General features: G+C 39.3%; 22 protein-coding genes and 1 tRNA gene. 8 read left to right on the forward strand and 15 right to left on the reverse strand.

Features of this window, described 5'->3' with window-relative positions:
- Positions 1–28 precede the first annotated feature (28 nt).
- Positions 29–1,480: a family 10 glycosylhydrolase gene (locus KME09_24850; GenBank protein ID MBW4537168.1), complete on the reverse strand. Its 1,452-nt coding sequence runs from the start codon at positions 1,478–1,480 to the stop codon at positions 29–31.
- 337 nt (positions 1,481–1,817) lie between these two features.
- On the opposite strand from KME09_24850, the gene KME09_24855 reads away from it, so the two are divergent.
- Entirely contained in the window at positions 1,818–2,855 is a 1,038-nt protein-coding gene (locus tag KME09_24855) for a GHMP kinase (GenBank protein ID MBW4537169.1), read from the forward strand.
- Positions 2,856–2,907: 52 nt separating this feature from the next.
- Here KME09_24855 and KME09_24860 read toward each other — a convergent pair whose 3' ends face one another.
- The 5 genes from KME09_24860 to KME09_24880 all read right to left on the reverse strand — a co-directional run bounded on the left by KME09_24860 (position 2,908) and on the right by KME09_24880 (position 8,166).
- A complete protein-coding gene (locus KME09_24860) occupies positions 2,908–3,201 on the reverse strand; it encodes a 2Fe-2S iron-sulfur cluster binding domain-containing protein (GenBank protein ID MBW4537170.1) in 294 nt (97 codons plus the stop codon).
- 354 nt (positions 3,202–3,555) lie between these two features.
- Positions 3,556–4,146 (reverse strand): hypothetical protein, encoded by a 591-nt coding sequence (locus KME09_24865; protein ID MBW4537171.1) that lies wholly within the window; start codon positions 4,144–4,146, stop codon positions 3,556–3,558.
- 120 nt (positions 4,147–4,266) lie between these two features.
- Positions 4,267–4,746: a pantetheine-phosphate adenylyltransferase gene (coaD, locus tag KME09_24870; GenBank protein MBW4537172.1), complete on the reverse strand. Its 480-nt coding sequence runs from the start codon at positions 4,744–4,746 to the stop codon at positions 4,267–4,269.
- Positions 4,747–4,749: 3 nt separating this feature from the next.
- Entirely contained in the window at positions 4,750–5,838 is a 1,089-nt protein-coding gene (locus KME09_24875; protein MBW4537173.1) for an AI-2E family transporter, read from the reverse strand.
- Between the two features lie 84 nt (positions 5,839–5,922).
- Positions 5,923–8,166 carry a glycosyltransferase gene (locus KME09_24880; protein MBW4537174.1) on the reverse strand — a complete coding sequence of 748 codons (2,244 nt, stop codon included), beginning with the start codon at positions 8,164–8,166 and terminating at the stop codon, positions 5,923–5,925.
- A gap of 364 nt (positions 8,167–8,530) precedes the next feature.
- On the opposite strand from KME09_24880, the gene KME09_24885 reads away from it, so the two are divergent.
- Positions 8,531–8,812 (forward strand): RNA-binding protein, encoded by a 282-nt coding sequence (locus KME09_24885; GenBank protein ID MBW4537175.1) that lies wholly within the window; start codon positions 8,531–8,533, stop codon positions 8,810–8,812.
- 336 nt (positions 8,813–9,148) lie between these two features.
- On the opposite strand, the gene KME09_24890 is transcribed toward KME09_24885, so the two are convergent.
- From KME09_24890 to moaC, 3 genes are read right to left on the reverse strand one after another with little or no spacing between them, the layout of a single operon-like run.
- Positions 9,149–9,448 carry a DUF3181 family protein gene (locus KME09_24890; GenBank protein MBW4537176.1) on the reverse strand — a complete coding sequence of 100 codons (300 nt, stop codon included), beginning with the start codon at positions 9,446–9,448 and terminating at the stop codon, positions 9,149–9,151.
- A gap of 11 nt (positions 9,449–9,459) precedes the next feature.
- Positions 9,460–9,711 (reverse strand): 2TM domain-containing protein, encoded by a 252-nt coding sequence (locus KME09_24895; protein ID MBW4537177.1) that lies wholly within the window; start codon positions 9,709–9,711, stop codon positions 9,460–9,462.
- Between the two features lie 42 nt (positions 9,712–9,753).
- Positions 9,754–10,272, reverse strand: coding sequence for a cyclic pyranopterin monophosphate synthase MoaC (gene moaC, locus KME09_24900; GenBank protein ID MBW4537178.1), 519 nt, complete (start codon positions 10,270–10,272; stop codon positions 9,754–9,756).
- A gap of 69 nt (positions 10,273–10,341) precedes the next feature.
- On the opposite strand from moaC, the gene KME09_24905 reads away from it, so the two are divergent.
- Together KME09_24905 and KME09_24910 are read left to right on the forward strand one after the other, a co-directional pair.
- A tRNA-Arg gene (locus KME09_24905) sits at positions 10,342–10,415 on the forward strand.
- A 281-nt stretch (positions 10,416–10,696) separates the two neighbouring features.
- On the forward strand, positions 10,697–11,614 hold the full coding sequence (locus KME09_24910; GenBank protein MBW4537179.1) for a TIGR01777 family oxidoreductase: 918 nt from the start codon (positions 10,697–10,699) through the stop codon (positions 11,612–11,614).
- A gap of 50 nt (positions 11,615–11,664) precedes the next feature.
- Here the strand turns inward: KME09_24910 and KME09_24915 are convergent, their stop codons facing one another.
- A complete protein-coding gene (locus tag KME09_24915; protein ID MBW4537180.1) occupies positions 11,665–12,432 on the reverse strand; it encodes a hypothetical protein in 768 nt (255 codons plus the stop codon).
- A gap of 442 nt (positions 12,433–12,874) precedes the next feature.
- Here KME09_24915 and KME09_24920 point away from each other — a divergent pair, with 442 nt between their 5' ends.
- Positions 12,875–14,146, forward strand: coding sequence for a class I SAM-dependent methyltransferase (locus KME09_24920; GenBank protein MBW4537181.1), 1,272 nt, complete (start codon positions 12,875–12,877; stop codon positions 14,144–14,146).
- Between the two features lie 46 nt (positions 14,147–14,192).
- Here KME09_24920 and KME09_24925 read toward each other — a convergent pair whose 3' ends face one another.
- Positions 14,193–14,732, reverse strand: coding sequence for a TetR/AcrR family transcriptional regulator (locus KME09_24925; protein MBW4537182.1), 540 nt, complete (start codon positions 14,730–14,732; stop codon positions 14,193–14,195).
- Positions 14,733–14,838: 106 nt separating this feature from the next.
- Here KME09_24925 and KME09_24930 point away from each other — a divergent pair, with 106 nt between their 5' ends.
- Positions 14,839–15,441 carry a glutathione S-transferase family protein gene (locus KME09_24930; protein ID MBW4537183.1) on the forward strand — a complete coding sequence of 201 codons (603 nt, stop codon included), beginning with the start codon at positions 14,839–14,841 and terminating at the stop codon, positions 15,439–15,441.
- 34 nt (positions 15,442–15,475) lie between these two features.
- The gene (locus tag KME09_24935) at positions 15,476–16,096 is read left to right on the forward strand and encodes a pyridoxamine 5'-phosphate oxidase family protein (GenBank protein ID MBW4537184.1); all 621 of its coding nucleotides are present in this window, start codon (positions 15,476–15,478) and stop codon (positions 16,094–16,096) included.
- Between the two features lie 270 nt (positions 16,097–16,366).
- Here the strand turns inward: KME09_24935 and KME09_24940 are convergent, their stop codons facing one another.
- Positions 16,367–17,641 (reverse strand): MFS transporter, encoded by a 1,275-nt coding sequence (locus KME09_24940; GenBank protein ID MBW4537185.1) that lies wholly within the window; start codon positions 17,639–17,641, stop codon positions 16,367–16,369.
- Between the two features lie 231 nt (positions 17,642–17,872).
- Between KME09_24940 and KME09_24945 the strand changes: the two genes are divergently transcribed.
- Positions 17,873–18,076, forward strand: a complete 204-nt coding sequence (locus KME09_24945; protein ID MBW4537186.1) for a hypothetical protein — start codon at positions 17,873–17,875, stop codon at positions 18,074–18,076.
- On the opposite strand, the gene KME09_24950 is transcribed toward KME09_24945, so the two are convergent.
- The 3 genes from KME09_24950 to KME09_24960 form a co-directional block, all read right to left on the reverse strand.
- Positions 18,073–18,333 (reverse strand): hypothetical protein, encoded by a 261-nt coding sequence (locus KME09_24950; GenBank protein MBW4537187.1) that lies wholly within the window; start codon positions 18,331–18,333, stop codon positions 18,073–18,075. The genes KME09_24945 and KME09_24950 overlap by 4 nt on opposite strands.
- Before the next feature lie 23 nt (positions 18,334–18,356).
- On the reverse strand, positions 18,357–19,382 hold the full coding sequence (locus KME09_24955; GenBank protein ID MBW4537188.1) for an ABC transporter permease: 1,026 nt from the start codon (positions 19,380–19,382) through the stop codon (positions 18,357–18,359).
- 76 nt (positions 19,383–19,458) lie between these two features.
- A complete protein-coding gene (locus KME09_24960) occupies positions 19,459–19,716 on the reverse strand; it encodes a hypothetical protein (GenBank protein ID MBW4537189.1) in 258 nt (85 codons plus the stop codon).
- Positions 19,717–19,858: the final 142 nt, after the last annotated feature.

Below are 19,858 nucleotides of genomic sequence, written 5' to 3' on the forward strand. Positions count from 1 at the left end.
AACAGATATTAATCATAAATCCAACATTTTAGAAAAGATTGCAAGATTGCCGACGACGATCTAAATCTGGCTCTTGCCAAGCGTAGCTAAAATGGCTAATAGAATTGACTTCAGGAGTTGCTTTACGTAAAGCTTCAATCTGAGTTTCTAAAGGAAGATGATTTCGGTATTCCTTGCCCCAAGCCCCAGCTAAAGCAGGAATGACATTTGTTTCTGGTGATGTTTTTAAGACTTTTTTCACTTCATCGGTAATGCAGTTAGTCTTTTCTTCACAGACAGCATAAGCCATGGGATGCCACTCTAAATCTGGAGAAAATTTATCCCAAGCCTGAAGACGAGAATCGAATCCTTGCGCACCGACAAGACGATTAGCATCGGGGAAAAATACTGCCCCCGCCTTTAGTCCGCGATCTTGTACTGGTTGAGCTGCTGAGGAGAGAAAATCGATTACGCCTTGGGCAGCATGGGCAACGGTAAAGAACCATAAATCTTGGTTGAGCTTATTTTGGCGAGATGATGCATTAGCTTTGGAGTCAGATTCAGAGAGGCTACCCTGCCACTTAGCGTGGGTTTCTTTCGGATATTGCTGATCGACAATTTCTATATCACGGGTAGACAGATTTCCCTTCTCAACAAATTTCTTGATCAGAGCTAATCCTTTGGAATTACTTGCTCGACTGTATAAGGCATTGAGAGACGATTTGCCGTGAATCCAAAGGTCTTTGACACTATGGACAGAAGAATGTCCAGCAACGCCACGAGGATAGCGAACATAATCAAATAAGATGCCGTCTGGCTTTCGTTCAAGTACAGCCTGGACTAAATTATTATAATCACTTTGTGCTTGAGGGGAGTAAGGATCGATAAAGGCTTGAGCGCGATCGTCGACGTAGCTGAGGCTATTTTTGCCCGTACCGTTACGAGCCAATGCTTCCTGGCGATCGGGTTTTTGAGCATAGGTATAGCCAAAATTCATCGTAAATAGCCAAGCGTAAACTTTTAAACCCCGTTGGTGTGCTTTGTCGATCGCCTGTTGTAATAAATCGATCTGATCTCCATTAGGCGATCGCACTACTGGAGTCCAAGGAGTTGGGTTATCTCCAGGCGGTAACAGCACTTGGCTATCGTAAAAGACTTCTAAATGTACCCTGTTGTAGCCTAAATTAACAATGCGATCTAAAACATAATCAATAGAACCAGGAGTGATATCGCAAGGATACAGACGCAACCAAATAGCCTGTTCTTCAGGCCAAGTTTGACTGCGACAAATCTGAAGCATTTCCCGATGTTTTTGCACAATCGCATCGTATTCTAATTTGGTTTGGTTATCCTTTAAAGATGTTCTGAGCAACTTTTCTTTAGCCATGGCATCTTCAGGAGCAAACTGACAATAAGGGCCGATAGCGGCTGTTGCGGGAATTGTCACCAAAAAACTAGAGCAACTTATCAAGCTGGTTGCTAAGGCAGTCAGAATTTTCATAGTAGTGTTAGGAAGTGTGTGATTTAGCTGGAGGAATTTAACCGCGATCCCGAAGGGTAGGCGGAGCCTAATCGCTTGATGAACTATTTTTTGATTAGACATAAATTGTGGCTTGTTTTCTCATAAAAAATGTTCAATTTGGCGCATCCTCGATCTCACTTAGTTGCTTCCTGTGATGGAATCGAACAACCTGATTACTCGACTCGGTTGATGCTACCTCAATTATTAGCTATTTGATGGTTTGAGATTAGGAAACAACATTTTAGCAAGATTAATAGCAAATTTATGAATAAACTACCAGCATAATACGCAAATATTGAAGCTAAACATTGAACTTATGGACATTTTTGTTTCTGGTCGTCTTTGTCTATTTGGAGAGCATAGTGATTGGGCAGGAGAATATCGGCAGGTTAATCCTCAAATCAAACCTGGCTGTGCTGTAGTGGTGGGTACAAACCAAGGTATCTATGCCCGCGTAAATCAGAATCCTGACCTAATTTTTAAGACCCTGCATTATGAAGCATTAGAATTAGCTATGGACAAAGAACTGTTGTTAGCTATGGCGCAGACGGATAATTTTTATAGTTATGTAGCGGGGGTAGCTTACCAGGCTTTAATTCGTTATGGAGTTGGTGGTTTGGCGATCGACAACTATCGCATGGATTTACCATTACAAAAAGGCTTGTCTTCCAGCGCCGCAATCTGTGTTTTAGTCGCCAGAGCATTCAATCAGCTTTACGATCTTGGTTTAAGTCTTGCTGAAGAGATGGAATTAGCCTACTGGGGAGAAAGGACTACTCCTAGTCAATGTGGCAGACTCGATCAAGCTTGTGCTTATGGTCAGCAGCCGATTTTAATGACTTTTGATGGCGATCGCCACACCACAAAACCATTAACTGTCAAACAAAATTTATCTTTAATTATTGTCGATTTGGCAGGGGCAAAAAACACTCAAAAGATTCTCGCTCAACTAAATCAGTGTTACCCCCAGGCGCGAAATACGATCGCAGTTCAAGTACAAAAATATCTAGGTGAAATTAACCAAGCATTAGTTAAACAGGCTGTTATCGCCCTGCAACAAGGGAATGCTAAGAAAATTGGCGCTTTGATGAATCAAGCTCAAGCAGAATTTGACCGCTATGTTATTCCTGCTTGTCCCGAACAGTTAAAAGCACCTATGCTCCATCAGCTACTCGATCATCCATCACTCAAGCCTTACATACATGGGGGTAAAGGCGTTGGTTCACAAGGGGACGGTACAGCACAGTTAATTGCCCAAGATCGCAGTAGTCAGTCAGAAGCGATCGCTTTGATTAAAAGAGATTTTCCGCAGATGCAATGTTATAAGTTAGATATTCCCCAGCAAATAAACTAAAATGGGAAAAGACGTTCTAATCATAGAACGCCTAAAAAAAAGCTTTAGTTTTCTAGTAAAGCTCTTCTTCTTGATGAGTAGTGATTGTACAATCAGAGCTAGGATAAGCAACGCAAGTAAGAACGTATCCAGCTTCGATTTGATCGTCATCAAGAAAAGACTGATCGGATTGGTCTACAGTACCAGACTCAAGTTTACCCGCACAAGTAGAACAAGCACCAGCACGACAGGAGTAGGGTAAATCCAAACCTTGCTCTTCAGCAACGTCAAGAATGTACTCATCATCAGGTACTTCAATAGTTTGCTCGCCTTCAGGCATTTTTAAAGTAACGTTATAAGTAGCCATGTAAGTTTTCCTCTTTTATCAGGTGAAATATTAATTACTGCTAGCATAATCAGACTCATCTGCTTTTTTTAAATTAAGCCGATTTTTCTTGACCATCCAGCATCATTTTTGATACTAAGGGAAAAATACTAATTATTGATCGGGCATTAGCAATGAGATTTGTAATTTATCTTACCATAAGTTTTACTTATGCTTGTCTGGAGGTAATAAACCTGGTTTTAAAACCATTCTATGTCGTCCATAACCACGAATCAGTCAGATAATTTAAATATTAAAACCACAATCAAAAAGCCAATATTTTCTCTAAAAATAACTATTAATTATAGTTATAGCCTTTTCCTATAATAATAATGGTTAATTTACCCCGTCAAGTTGTTGACGACCATTTTGAATCACTAGCAACATCTGCTGCATTCTCTGTTCAATATCACCCAGAACTTGATCGGCATAATCATCAGCCCCTTTTTGAATGGCTTGAGATTCGGCGATCGCATTTTGGTGTAACTCTCTCATTTCATTAAGAGTTGCTTGCTTGAGATGCTCACATTCCTGTTCAGTTTTTAGTCTAATCTTTGCTCCGTCTAACTCTGCTTGGCGCAATATACTTGAATCCTGCAAGATTTGATTAGCTTGTGCTTGTGCGGATTTTACTAATGAAGTGGCGTAATTTTCAGCCTCAGAAATGATTTGCTGTTTATGGTTGGCAATGGTAGTGGCAGTAGCCAAATCTACAGGTAAATGTTCTTTAATTTGATTTAGCTGATGCAGAACGATCACGCGATCGATAATGATCAATTCAGTTAATGGAACATGAGTACTATTAATAATTAATTCTTCTAAAGCATCTAACTCAATTTCTAGATTAAAACCTAGTGGCTGATTGGCGATCGCTTCTGGTCTATCAACAGAAACTGTAGAAGATTGAGTATAATTAGTTGGCAACATTAATACAAGCAAATATATTTAATTATTTGAATTTATTTTTAACTCAAATTAGACTTAATTGCCAACCTATTTATTACTTAGAAAATATCATTTATTTTAGTAGCTTATATTAAGCTTTATTTACATATCACGGTATTTCTGCTCTATATCTTCAGCGATATCTTGAGAAACTAAATGTTCAATTGCACCTCCAAATTGAGCGATTTCTTTAACAATACTACTACTTAAAAAACTGTACTCTTTGGTAGTAGCTAAAAATACGGTTTCAATTTCTTGATTAAGAGTTTTGTTAGTGTGAGCCATCTGTAATTCTTTCTCAAAATCAGATAGGACTCTTAAGCCTCTTAGCAATACTCCAGCATTATGTAATTTGGCATAATCAACAGTTAAACCAACAAAACTATCTACTTCTACATTGTCAATATGCTTAGTACATTGGGTAATTTGTTCAATTCTTTTTTCTACTGAAAATAAGGGCCGTTTACTAGGATTAGAAAGCACGGCGACAATAACTTTTTCAAAAAGTTTCGCTCCTCTTTCCACAATATCAATATGCCCCAAAGTAATCGGATCGAAGCTACCTGGATAAATTGCGATCATAATTTATACTATTTTACTATTAATTAGTTTCACCTCCTCAACTGAGACTTCATCATACTCTGGCCTTAATTCAAATAGCATAAATAAAACCTTAATAAAGCTTGCGAGCGGTACAGCTAAAATCAAGCCTAAAAATCCACCTAGCTGTGCGCCAACCAAGAGTGAAACTAAGACTAAAACAGGATTTAACCCAGTAAATTCGCCTAACAGGCGTGGTGCAATCACACTTTCTACTATTTGCTCAATCACAAAAGAAACTGCTAAAACTTTTAGACCCAACCAGATACTTTTGAGCGCCATTAAAAAGCTAACTAAGCTAATACTTAAAGCTGCACCAAAGGGAAATAACGCCATCAAACCAACTACCAACCCAAACAACAAGGCAAAGGGTATTTGAATAATCAAGAAGGCAATTGTAATCGAAACACCCATTACCGATGCCACTGTCAGTTGTCCGATAAAATAGTTGTTAAAAGTGCGTTTTAGGGCATCACGAATATTTTGTCTAGAAGTATTGGGGAAAAATTGAAACACATCTGCCCATAGTTCATCGCCATGAAGCAACATATAGAAAGTTAAGACAATAGTTAAGAGCAAATCTAGGATACTACCTACTACTGACAAGAAGCTCCCTAAAATCTGACCACTTAACTGCTGTAATTGATAGGTAACTCGACTGAGAGAGTCGGCAACCAAATTGCTGATATCGACTGGTAAATTTCGCTCCTCTGCCCAGGCTTCAAAGACTGCTGCTTGTTCACTCCCAGAAGCAACATAGCTAGGCAAACGTTCCAGTAAACCATTTAGCTGGTTGAGTAAAATTGGAATCACCGTAACGCCAATAAAGGCTAACAGCAAGATTCCAATCAAAAGAACTATCAAAATGGCGATCGCTCGGGGAATATTACGCTTTTCAATCAGGCGAACGGGATAATCCAAGATAAATGACAGCAGGGTAGCAGTGATGAATATGGTAATCAGAGATTCAAAATATTCAAATGCTAAGATAATCAGCCAGCCATTTAATACCAATAATGGAACAACTAGCCCGACAGTAAGCCATTTCGGTAACTTAGAGATTCTTTCGATCATGTTTTTGGTATAGACAGCAGGATTAAATATACCAATTTATCTCAAAAAGAGCATAACTGACCTCCCACGCAAGTTAGAACAATTTTAGTAATGCAACTTCATCTGCTTAACTTTTTTGGGATTTAAAAACACTAATGGTCGGAGAAGAAGTTTGAACAAAATCAATCCTGACTGCAATTCATTGGGAATTTTGCGTACTTCCCATTGACCAGGGCGACAATAAAGCATTTCTACCAGTTCACGATGTTGCTCCGTGGTGACATTTTGAAATTTAATAATCGCATTAAAAGCACCGTCAGCAGTAAAGCTGCGCGTTACCTTGCCAGAGAGAATCAGAATCTCTGGGATTAATTCCACCATCACATTAGTAGATAGATGAACTGGTGAATCGAGATTGATTTGGACTCCTTCTTCCGAAATTTTTTGGGTTGTACCCTGATAAACTTGGCGATTGGACTCCGTCCACGCTGCGCGATCGCCATAGATATTAATTTCTTGCTTACGGCTGTACCATTCATACAAACTAAGTTTGGGTAAATCTAGCAGAGTCATCATCGCAACAGCAATAGTGATTAGATTGTAAGCACCCCAATACATGCTTAAGTTAAATCCAGTTTCGGGAAAACTGAGCAAGCTAATACTAAAACTAATTAAAGTTGCTCCTAACAAGATTGTCATGGGTAAAGCCAAAGACCAATTGTAGTTGAACTTGTCTCTAGCTAAACCTTTAGGTGTAACTTTGAAGCCTTTGCCAAATGGATTTAACAATACTTTAATTACGGTGATAAAGACAGGAATTGCCTGAACAATCGAGTAAACATCAGAAAGTAGAATGGAGCGCGATCGCCTATTAAGCCAAGAAAAGACGGTTAAAAGCAAGATGTAATAAGGTAAAACTACATACATAGTTTCGGGTAAGCTGGAAACGATCGGGTTTAAATGCCCAAAAGTACAGATGATTGGCACAAATAGAAAAAAGACACGGGGAAAACAGGTCAACCAATGGACTAGACCTTCGAGGTGCGCCAATCTTTGCCAGAAGTTTAAACCAGGGATAGTTAAAGGATTAGATTTAATAAAAAAGGCTTGTAGAGTGCCTCTTCCCCAGCGTAATCTCTGGTCGATATGCGCACCAATACTTTCGGCGGCTAAACCAGCACTCAGTTTTTCATTAAGATAGGCAAGCTCATAACCTTTAGCTGACAAGCGAATCCCTGTAAAATAGTCTTCACTGACCGAATCAGTGACAAAATAACCTATTTCTTGTAATGCATCGCGTCTAGCGATAAACGATGTTCCCGCACAAACTACACTACCTGCACCATCTCTAATTGGCTGGAGATAACGGTAGAACACTTCTTCTTCTGGAGTTAAAACATTCTCCAAGCCTAAGTTACGGGCAATAGGATCGGAATTATAATAACTTTGAGGGGTCTGTAATAAACCTATTTTAGGGTTATGGAAAAAGCCGACAGTGCGCTCTAAAAAATTAGTTGTTGGCACAAAATCCGCATCGAAAACCACCACTAACTCGCCTTTAGTTTGTTTTAAAGCATTATTGAGATTACCAGCCTTAGCATGAGAATTATCTGGTCGAGTAATATAGTGGCAGCCTAATTCTTGAGCAAGCTTTTTAATACTTTGTCTTCGAGTATCGTCAAGGACATAAACCTGTTTGCGGTCATAGTTAAGTGCCTGACAACCAATAATAGTTCTTTTAACAATAAAATCAGGCTCGTTATAGGTGGGAATTAGAATGTCTACGGTAGGATTATAACGACCTTCTTTAACAGCAATACTGCATCGATCTGCTTGGCGAGTGCGGTTTTTAGCAGTAAATAGTAACAGCATTTGAAATGCAGTACCAATCATGGCTAATAGTTCCATGCTCAAAAGAGTAATACTAAAAATACCGTCTACTGGATTAGAAACATTAAGACTACAAAGCGATCGCCAGGCAAAATAGCGGAAAAACAAGAGTAGACAAAGCATCCCAACCAAGCGTTGTGAGAAAACTGTAGGCTGAGGAGATAATCTCATCACTACTTGAGCTACCAAAAACAGAATTAACGTTGGCACTAGCAAATAGTAATTATTGCCTAACTGTGGTGGCATCAGCCATTGAGGAGGATTAGACTGAATTAAATGTAGCTGTACAAATAATTCGGTAACATGACTGTTGCCCAATAACCAAGAAATCGCGATCGCACCCACAAAACCTAAAGCTGATAAAATTACCAAAGTAGGAACTTGAAGGTTAAATTTACGCCATGATTGTGGTGGATTGCAGACTTTTTCAGTTACTGCTGTAGGCTTGATAGTTTGCATTTTTAAGTTATAGTTGTCCTACCATTTCAAGTGAGGCTAGCTTAACAAAAGATATGTAAATTTCTCGTTAACACAAGGTTGGATTTTAAAGATTTTGTGGTAGTATTTCTGGAAACACTAGCTCAATCGAGATTATTCGTAGCTCGCTTCAAGATTTAAAAATCTAAACAATAAGAATAAAAACAAAATTTAAAATAATTCGTTTTTATTTCGTTAAGAGTGTTAGTGTTAAGACGGAGAATCAACAGATTAAAGATTAAGTTTGTATCCAGTCTCTACAGGTTTTTTCCGTAAAGTATTGAGCTATTTCTTTCCCAATAATCCAGTCTCTCTAAACACAACACTCATTGAGAGGACAATTAACATGTCAATTTACGTAGGCAATTTATCCTATGAAGTTAATCAAGAAGATTTAACTGAAGTCTTTGCCGAATATGGAACTGTTAAACGGGTTCATATTCCTAGCGATCGCGAAACAGGACGTGTTCGTGGTTTTGCATTTGTCGAAATGGAATCCGAAGCTAATGAAGATAAAGCTATTGAAGCTTTAGATGGAGCAGAGTGGATGGATCGTGCGCTAAAAGTTAATAAAGCTAAGCCTCGTGAAGATAATAGAAATGGTGGTGGTCGAAATAACCGCTTTTAAGCTCTCTTAGGTTGTCAAGTTTGAATTAATGGACTGAGGTAGGTAGAGGAGATATTGTTTTTTCTACTCCCTTCACTCCTCATACCATTTCTCCTTGAGGCTGCACTTAATATTCTAAGTTTAAATCTCGCGCCAAGACGCAAAGACGCAAAGGGGTTAAATTTAATTTAGTGCATTGTTATAGAGAATTGGTATCAAAACAGTCTTGACAGACAATATAGTTAAATTAAAAAAACTAACGCCTTTAGGATCGAGTAGATAAGCTCTACATCACTTTCTTAGAGGCGTTTTATTGTTTGAATTTTAGGGAAATTAAGCGAATGAGGAGTGTTGGGCTTACAGATCTTGCTGATATTCTTCCAACAAATCAATCAGATTCATTTGGCACTGCATTGGTAATAGTTGGCTGAGGGCTAATTCTGTCTGACCACCACCAAGTTTAACGGGAATATCTTTTAAGACAGCAGAGATCGCCTCTTCAGTCAAAGAATTATCTTCCAGAAGGGGATAAATTTTCTCTGCTAGGGGGGTATGTAAGTGGGCATCATTGAGATATAGATGCCACTTGGCAACATCAATGTAAATGTTTTCGCCAATTTTCGCTGCTAAAGCTTCGATTTCTCTTGTAGTAGCCATTTGATTTTGATTTAGGTTTTGATTGTGGTGTAATCTGCGATCGCCTTAATATAGATAAAGTGTAGCGCTAAAATACCAAACCAGATACCATTAACCCACAGTAGCCAAGACCATTGCGTCGATTTTAAAATATGGACGAACCATAAGCCAGAGTTGGTGGCGGCATAAATACCAACGTGAATTGCAAAATTCATTAGGTCATCAAGACGGCGATACTCAGGATCGCTTTGGCGATCGGGTTCGCGAGGCCAACGAGGAGGCATAGGTAATAACTAAATAAAAAGTAGACATATTCGACAATATTCTTATTGTATCTGTTTAGCTGCTTTTTGCTCAGCAAAATAATCTCCCGATTTTCCCCCTGTCTTACTCAAAAGACGAATCTCGGAAATTTGCATTGATTTCTCTAATGCCTTTGCCATGTCGTAAAGCGTTAATGCTGCTACTGATACGGCAGTTAAAGCCTCCATTTCTACTCCTGTTTCTGCTTTAATGGCTACCTTAGCCTGAATTTCATATCCAGGTAATTCAGCATTAGGAGTAATCTCCACCTCTATTTTATGAATTGGTAAGGGATGGCACATTGGAATCAGGTTTGCTGTCTGTTTTGCTGCCATAATGCCAGCAATTTTTGCCGTCCCCAAGACATCGCCTTTGGGTGCGTTACCCGCTTCGATCTTAGTTAAGGTTTCGGCGGACATGATCACTTTGCCCACGGCGATCGCCTCTCGACGAGTTATTTTTTTCGCTGAAACGTCTACCATTTGAGCTTCTCCGCGATCATTAAGATGGGAGAGAGATGAAAATTGATCTTTTTCTTGCATTGCTTTACCTCGTTCTGCTACTATTGAACACTGTTGGGTAAGATAAGTAAAACACCTTAACCAAGTTAGGGGCGAGTAGCTCAGTGGATTAGAGCATTTGGCTACGAACCAAAAGGTCAGGGGTTCAAATCCCTTCTCGCTCATACCTACCTGTCGGTTGTCTGGCAAACATTGAGACTTTAACATTTTTTAGACCTCAAGTGTTTGCTAGTAACTTTACTGAAGATGCTTTTGGCGATCTCCAAATCGAAAGTTAACAGGATACATATATACCTCAAAGTTAAGCGGTTAATATCATAAGAGAGGATGCTGGTCACAGTATCCTTTTTTCATTTATAAATAGCTGGAAGGTATAGTAAAAGTTTATTTAGGCTAGTGGCACTCTAATATATTTAATCAATAGGTTATTAAGATAAAACAATTTATGAAAATCGCAATTACAGGAGCAACAGGACTAGTTGGTAGTCAATTGGTAGCTCAACTAAACCAGATAGGACATCAGATTTTAGTATTCACTCGTAACCCCGACAAAGCACGAAAAGTTTTTCCTGCCTCCGCTTTGGCTAATTTGGAAATTGTTCAATATACTCCTCAAGAGTCGGGAGCATGGCAACAAAGCATCTCTGGTTGTGATGCGGTAATAAATTTGGCGGGAGAACCAATTGCTGAGCGTTGGACTATCCAGCAAAAGCAAGCAATCATGGAAAGTCGCCAGCTAGGAACTAGAAAAATAGTTGAAGCGATCGCCATGGCCGAACAAAAGCCACAAGTGTTAGTTAGCGGATCGGCGATCGGCTATTATGGCACCAGCGAAACCAACGCCTTTGACGAAACTAGTGAATCGGGTAGCGATTTTTTGGCGCAGGTATGTCAAAACTGGGAAGCTGAGGCACAGAAGGTAACAGAACTAGGAGTACGTTTAGTTATCCTGCGGATAGGCATTGTCCTGGCTAATGGTGGCGCATTAGGCAAAATGATTGGGCCTTTTAAAATGTTTGCTGGTGGCCCTATTGGTAGCGGTAAGCAGTGGTTTTCTTGGATTCACCGCGCTGATTTAGTTAATTTAATCTGTCAGGCAGTTGAAAATCAGCAAATGTCGGGGGTCTATAATGCGACTGCACCCAACCCTGTACGGATGAGTAAACTGTGTCAGACTTTGGGCGAAGTAATGAATCGACCTTCCTGGCTACCCGTGCCTGATTTTGTTTTAGAACTATTATTGGGGGATGGGGCGATCGTCGTTTTACAAGGACAGCAGGTATTACCGAAACAGACACAGCAGATCGGGTTTAACTATCAATATCCTGAGCTTAAAGCTGCGTTGGCAGATATTGTTAATTGAGTAGAGTGGCAGCTGGTGGTTATTCGTTAAAACCTAATTAAAAGGGACTATTAACGAGATTTATGACCAAACCAGCTTCGTTCTTTTACTTGAGAATATTTACAGTCTAGTAACTCAACCACATCATTCATGTTGCCGCTGTTTTTTACCCAAGCCTCTTCAACATCAGGGAAATCAATTTTACAGTTCTCGCATTTTTTTTCCGAATAAAAGCGAATCGGACACCAGAAAGATTCAACATTGCGCAGCATTTCCGTCCCTAGCGACCATACACCCGTCATCCAGTCGCAATATAAACACCAAATTAGGTCGTAACCAACTAAGCCTGTAAACTTTTGACGTGAGACATTTACCCAATCCCGAGCTTGATATTTGGGCAAGCCGATCAGCCATGTCAACGGAGGATAGGCTAAAATTTCGGCCAAGCGAACTGTCCAAAAACAGGGTAGAGCCAATAAGGTGATCCAAACTGCAAGATGATTGCGCCAACCACCGACGATACGGCTCAAGGTAGGAAAAATTTTTGGTTCTCGGCGACTTTTGTAGTTAACTAGCTCATGAAAAATAATCCAAATCCAAAGTGTACTAAATTGAGCTATTAAAGCGGCGATCGCGCCACGACCACCAGCAATTAAACAGCCAACTAGTAAAGGTAACAACATAAAGTATGCCAGCAATAAATCGATTCCTGGTGCATGACAAAGTGAATCTGATAGCTGGTTGCCTGATTTACCTAAACGAGGCAGAAGATGAAGCAATAAGGAACTGCTAACTAAAATTGCTGTTAGTGATAAATAAACTTCAATCACTAAATTCATTAAATTCATTTTTAATTTTACCTTTTTGATGTGATTTTAATGAGGCGCAGATCTTGAAATAGCTTGTAATAATTTACCGAATATTTATTTAATATTTTGTAATATTCGTTTTTTTTATTGTATATATAATATTTTTATAGATTGTGTAACGTTAAACAGAGATAAATTATTAAAAAACTTAACGAACTAGCTATTAATTAATCAAAGCTAGCTTACACTTTTGTTTCGATCACTGAATATGGTTAAAGTCATAATAGACTATAATTTTAACGAGTTGACTAAGATAAAAGTGTAGATTTGCTCTGGCTTTTTTTACGGAAAAACTAAACAAAAAAAATAAGCTAAGAAGTTAAATAATTACAACTATAAATAAAATTGACTGCAAACTAATGAGTTTCACAATTTATTGGGTTTTATTTTAGTTTAATTTAGGAGAAAAACTATGAGTTCTACCCTAGAAATTAGCTCCCATCGGCAAAATTCTCTGCCCCAAAAATATAGCAAACTAATTGAACTTTTACAAAGTCAAAATATTCAAGTTCTCCTTGAGCAAGAAGCGCACTCTAGCTCAAACCCTTGGGATATTATTTGTCAAAGCGATCGCCGAAACTATGTACTTCAACAATTTACCCAGCTTAAGACTTTGGGTTTAGGCAATGCCTATATAGCGGGATATTGGCACTGTGCCAGATTAGATTTTTTGTTTGAGCGTCTTTTTGCACTCAATTTAGATACCAAGTCCAACTCAATCTTATTTGAGCTGCCCAATTCACCCGCCTTAATTTTGGAACAATTACTGTATAAGTTTTTTAATGTCTCTCTAATTAAGCAGCATGATGTAGCAAAAATACACTATGACTTACCGACGGAGCTATATGAAGGCTTTCTCGAAGAGTCGATGAAATACACCACTGGAGACTGGACAGGATTAGAACAAGTTCCCGAAAACTTAAATGCTGCTCAAAGACAAAACCTAGAATATTGGGTTGAGGAACTACAAATTCAGGATGGAGATATTATTCTTGATTGTGGCTGTGGCTGGGGAACCTTACCTCAACATTTAGCTAACCGTTTTGCTCTCACCTATATTGGTATTACGATTTCAGATGTACAGGTAGATTACTGTCGCTCGAAATTTGCGGGAGTAGACAATTACTATTTTTACAATCACAGCTACCATAATCAATATCAAAAAATTCTGGCTGAATCTGGTGTCGATCGCATTACCAAGTGCATCTTTTTAGAAACTATTGAACATGGTGGTACTAAAAACTGGGGAAATATCCTCCACAATATCCGCACAATAATCACTCAAGATGGTCTTTTGGGTATTCAAACCAATGGATCTGATCATCCCGTCTTAGTCAGCGATCCCTATATCAATCGCTATATATTTCCTCATCTGGCTTTAGGTTCTCCTGCCGAATTAGGTAGGGCGATTGAGAAAAATCGTCAGTTCATTATGTGTCGAGAAAACAATATTTCTCAACAATATGGAGTAACTTGGAGAACTTGGAATCATTACTTCCAAAAAAATTGGAGTGATATTCAACCTCATATTACAAAAATCATCGATTCAACCCCATTTTCCACTACAGCAGAATGGAAACGCCATTGGGAATACTTCTTGTTACTTTGCGCTGGTGCTTATGATGCAGGAACTTATCCTCAGCTTTATCAACTGACTGCTAAACCTCATTTTTTTCCTCGCTAAAGCAGATAATTCTTTAAATTCCTAAGATTGAGCCTAGATAACATGCCTAGAGTAACTTTTTGGGCATGTTGTTTAGTATTCTAGTAAAAATTGCAGGTTCATCTAAAATTCTGACCAAAATTAATCCACCCTGAATCTCGATCATGGCATCTTGCGATCGCTCGCGGGCTAGTTTTGGTTCAATTCCCGCTTCAATTAATACTTGCGTTAGAGTATCAATCCAGATTTCTAGTTGCTGTTTAACTTGGTCGTGAAATAATTTATCGGCTTCTCCCCAAGACATCATAGCGAGAAAACAATTGTTATTACCATGGGCATAATAATCGTCTAAAGCTTGACACATCAACAAGATTCTCTCTTCAGGTGTACCAGAACTTGGCAAAAATTGTAGCACTGTCTCCTCAAAACTCTTGGCTATATAATCCATCACCGCGTTTGCCATCCCTTGTTTACCCTGGGGAAAATGATGATATAAGCTTGCTTTGCCTAAACCAGTTGCTTGAGACAACATAGATAAACTCGTGCCTTCATAACCATACTGTCTGAAGACGGGAATCAGCTTGAGAATTACTTGCTCTTTAGACATCAAGATCGATCTTTCTTAAATACTTTGTAGTGCTTATTTGACATTATACCGAACAATCGGTATAGTAATTTTATCAATCTCTAGACCAAACGATCGGTACAAATTCATGACAATTAAACTTTATGATTTCGAGTTATCGGGAAATTGTTACAAAGTAAGGCTGCTGATGTCTTTATTAGGTTTGGAACATGAACTTGTACCTGTTAACTTGCCAGCAGGAGAACATAAATCACCTAAGTTTTTGCAGCTTAATCCTTTAGGAGAAGTTCCAGTTTTAACAGACGGAGATTTAGTGCTTGCCGATTCTCAAGCTATTTTGGTTTATCTCGCCAGGAAATATGGCGATCAGACTTGGTTGCCTAACGATGCGGAATCCTTGAGTCGGATTGTGCGGTGGCTATCAATCGCTGCTGGAGAAATTCGTCAAGGCGTAGCAACAGCAAGATTGTTTTATCTATTTAATAGCAAAGGTATTGATATTGAAGCAGTAATGGAGAAATCGGCGATTATTTTACAACAGCTAGAACAACATTTAACTGATAGGGAATGGCTAGAATTAGGACATCCTACTATTGCCGATATTGCAGTATTTCCTTATGTAGCTTTAGCTGCCGATGGCAAAATTTCCCTTAAACCCTATCCGCAAATATTAGCTTGGTGCGATCGCCTTAAACAACTACCAGGATTTATCTCCATGCCAGGAATTTAGTTAGCAATTATTAAACTAAACATAAGTTAGAGTTATGCGACGTAAATTTACAGAAATAGCTTTTACCCCTGAAGTCAAAGCAGCACAAAGCCAATATGGCACAAGAGAAATATATGAAAAGTTTGTGCAGCAGGGTATTACGGAAGATCTCTTAACCGCTCAAGAAATAGAGTTTATTCAAGCTAGAGATAGTTTCTATCTGGGGACAGTGGGTAGTAATGGCTATCCCTATATTCAATTTCGTGGTGGCGCGCCAGGCTTTCTGCGAATTATCGACGAGAAAACTTTAGGCTTTGCCGATTTTAAAGGGAATCTACAATATATTAGCGTGGGTAATTTATTATCAAGCGATACCTGCGGTGTGCTTCGCAATCGCGTTTTTTTGTTTCTAATGGACTATGCTCATCGTCGCCGTTTAAAAATTTGGGGACGAGCAAAAGTAATCGACGATGCCTCTTTATTGTCAGAATTAGCAGTATCAAACTATCCAGCAGAAATTGAGCGAGGAATCATAATTACCATTGAAGCAATGAGTTGGAATTGTCCCCAGCACATTCCCCTGAAATATTCAGAGGCAGAAGTAAAAGCCAAAACTGACCCCTTGGAAGCAAAAATTAAAGAATTAGAGGCAAAATTAGCCAAGCTTACTAAATAACTTCTAAGAGGATGTCTGAGAACTTGATTCTGTTATGCTTAGACCCTAGCAGATCCCCCCTAGCCCACGGCAGTCGCTACAACGGAGGAAACCTCCGCAACGCGCTGCCTCCCCTTAACAAGGGGGGAATCGGAATCAAAGTCCCCCTTAACAAGGGGAGCCACTGCGGTCTTGGGGTCTCCCCAAGTAGAGCAAGTGGCATGGATTTAGGGGGATCTACCCACTGAAAACGTAGCAATTAGACTTTTCAGATATCCTCTAAGAAACAAATCACGTCAAAGACTTATTTAAAGCATAAACATCTGGTACTTTACCCAAAGCAAAGTTGAGAGAATGACGCAAGTTTTTTCCTGTTTGAGTCATAAAAATAATTAAAGCGATCGCGGCGACAACTGCTGCTAGAGAAAATATCCCTTGATAGCCACCTAAAGTATCATCCAGAAAGCCAAAAATAGGGCCTCCTAGGGCGATACCAACATCAAAACCTCCCATACAGAGGGCAAACACTTTTCCCCTTTCATTGGCGTAGGAACGGTCAGCAATTAACGCTAAGGTCAAAGGAATCAATACCCCTGCCCCTGCACCTTCGGCGATCGCTGATAAGATAAACATAGTCGTAGTCTGCGCTTGAGCAAGTAGTACCATCGAAACTACATAACAAACTAAAGCGCCAGTAATAAACAAACCCCGTCCATAGCGATCGCTTGCTGGTGCTACAACAATACGGACGACAAAAGAAGCGATCGCCGTTGCCGTATAGTATAGACCGACATTAAAATCTAGCTGTAGTTCTTTAATAAACAGCGGTAAAAAAGCCACCAAAGTTCCAAATACTAGTCCGATCAAGAGCAAAACCATCGTGGGGACAAGTAGGGCAGGATCTTTAGTTAGCTGCCAAAAATCTCGCTTAATTTGGGGCGAATGACTTTGAGCCATACCATCGGGTAAAGCAGATTCCTCGATCAGGCTGGAAAAAACAAAAGCTACCACACCACAAATTGCCGAAATCCCAAACAGAACTTCATAACCTGTACCTTGGGGAAAATATTGTTGACCACTAGCTTGTAAAAATCCCCCCAAAGCTGGGCCAATAGACATTCCAACTGGTACAGCCAGATTCATGTAGCCAATTAATGTTCCTCGATGCTGGATGGGAGAAAGATCCACCACCAAAGCACTATAGCCAATTGTAAAGGCAGCAATGCTGATACCGTGAAAAGCTCTAATCGATGCTAGACCATAGATAGAATGTACGAATAAATAAAATATAGGTGCTAAAAATGCCACCAGGGTACCAATCAGAATTACTACTTTCCGACTGCGACGATCTGCTACTTTGCCCAACCAGGTACGAGAAGCTAAAAGTCCGATCGCAAAACTGCCCATCACAAAGCCAACTTGCTTGGTAGTTCCTCCCAGATCTTGAACGTAGATCGGCAAAGCGGGTAATAAAAGAGTGATGCTGATCCAAAATAGCAGTCCAGCTAAAAAAAGGTAAATTAGCTTCTGTTTAGTTGATGATTCAAGAGCTTTCCAGACTTCCACAGGTTACGTAAAAAGATTAAAAATAGAGGGGCTTTCTTAATCTAACTTAATACTAAAAATTAAAGAATTATCTAGTCACATAGATAGATATCAATATTGCATCTACCAAAATACGATTAGCCTGGCGATCGCTAAACTCACTACTTTACCGCAAGATTACTAGTGGGCAGATCTCTAACTACTCCTTAGAATTAGAAAGACTAGCAAGTCAATAATTGATTAATAACTTCTATGAATAATAAATTATCCAATAAAAATTTAAAGCAAGGTTTGGGATTTTTCACCGCCGCGATCGATGCCACCCTAATCTATAATTTCAGTCAAGATTTATCGGATATCAAGCTATTTATTCTTAAACTGCTATTAACTATTTTTGTCTCGGCGGGTATCTGGCTCATCATTTGCTACGTTATCGATCGCGTTGATGGTGCTTAAGCATAGCTATTAATGTCTTCCTGAATCCAGTTCTCTACTGGTTTGCCGTCTTTACGACGTAGTTTAATTTCACGCATAATAACTAATCCCGAACCTGGTGGTGCTGGTTTCTCCTCGAAAGAAATCTCATAATCATCAGGATTTTCATTTCGTTCCCGCAACCAATCCTGCACCTTAATTTCACAAAAGAAAGACTGTCCCTGCTCAAACATACGGCTAATTTGCATTGACAGGCTATGAATATTTAAACGAGCCATAATTTTTTATCAGTAATCACTAATCAATACCTAATTCTAGGATCAATATAGGCATTAATAATATCGATCGCAATACTAGCCAACACTACAATTATTCCGAAGAATACCATTACTCCCTGTACAGTAGGATAATCGCGCAAAGATATTGCTTCATATAGTCTATTACCTAACCCTGGCCAAGAGAAAGTGACTTCTGTTAGCACTGCACCACCAAGTAGGGAGGAAAAGGTTAAACCCAATACCGTAATTACAGGAATTAAGGCATTTTTCAGCGCATGGTTAATTAAAATATGCTTTTCGGCAATGCCTCTGGCTCTGGCTGCTTCTACATAGTCTGCCTGTAGAGTTTGCTTGAGATTCACCCGCACGATGCGTTCAAAGATACCGCTGAGGAGTAAGCCTAAAGTTAAACTGGGCAATGCTAAATAATGGATGGTGTTGAGCAGCATTCCTAAGTCTCCCGCTAGTAAACTATCAACGATATATAGCCCTGTAATATTAGGCGGAGTTGTGGCGCTTACGGGAAAGCGAGTACCTAGAGGAAACCAATTTAGATTCACGGCAAAGATCAGCTGTAATACCATCCCTACCCAAAATAGAGGCAGAGAATAGGTGATAATGCCAAATAGTCTTCCCCCAGCATCTAAAAACTTATTCGAGGAGGCAGCGGAAACCATTCCTGTAGATACGCCTACAGTTACCGCTACTACCATACTGCAAAAGGAAAGTTCAACGGTAGCAGGAAAATATTCTTGGATTACTGACCAAACTGATAAACCCCGACTGGAAAGAGAGCTACCTAAATTGAAGCTCAGTAAATCTTTGAGGTAGTCTAGATATTGTTGCCAAAGAGGATCGGTTAAACCTAACTGCGATCGCAATGCCGCCTTAGCAGCTTCAGGCGCACGAGTACCTAAGATCGCATCGGCTGGATCTCCTGGAGTTGCTCGCAACAGCAAAAATACAATAGTGGCGATCGTCAACAACATTAAAGGCGCAAGCAACAAACGAATCAAAATATAGGATTGTAGAGCTTTAGAGCGAGACATAGTCAGCCATAATGAATAATCCTATTAGTTATAGCAGTCACTATTCTAAATTTGAACAATCTGGAATCTGACTCAGTTACTTGTTAGTTGATTGACTATCTTGCCCGATATTTAACTCCTTCTTACTTTTCTTCAGCTCTTTCCACAGAGATTTAATCCGCCGATAAGCGACCTCTGGAGGGATTTTTCCGCCAGTTTCTAGGTTACAGATATAGCTGATTTTTTGAGCAAACTCTTGCAAATTGGAATTGAATACCAAGTTTTCGGGCTTTACTCTGCCGTGGTAAGAATGTCGCGGATGAAGAAAATCGTTTTTACTTTGGTCAATTGTCATAGTTCGGGGATCTACTTTGAAATCAATTAATAATCACTCTATGTATCTTTATTTGTGTTATGTCTAATTTTAACTTAACAATTTTTTACAATTACTGGTATTAACCGATCTTAACAAGAAGGTTTTTTAAATGCTACGAGCA

Origin of the sequence: Pleurocapsa minor HA4230-MV1 (assembly GCA_019359095.1) — a bacterium.
Taxonomy (GTDB): Bacteria; Cyanobacteriota; Cyanobacteriia; order Cyanobacteriales; family Xenococcaceae; genus Waterburya; species Waterburya minor.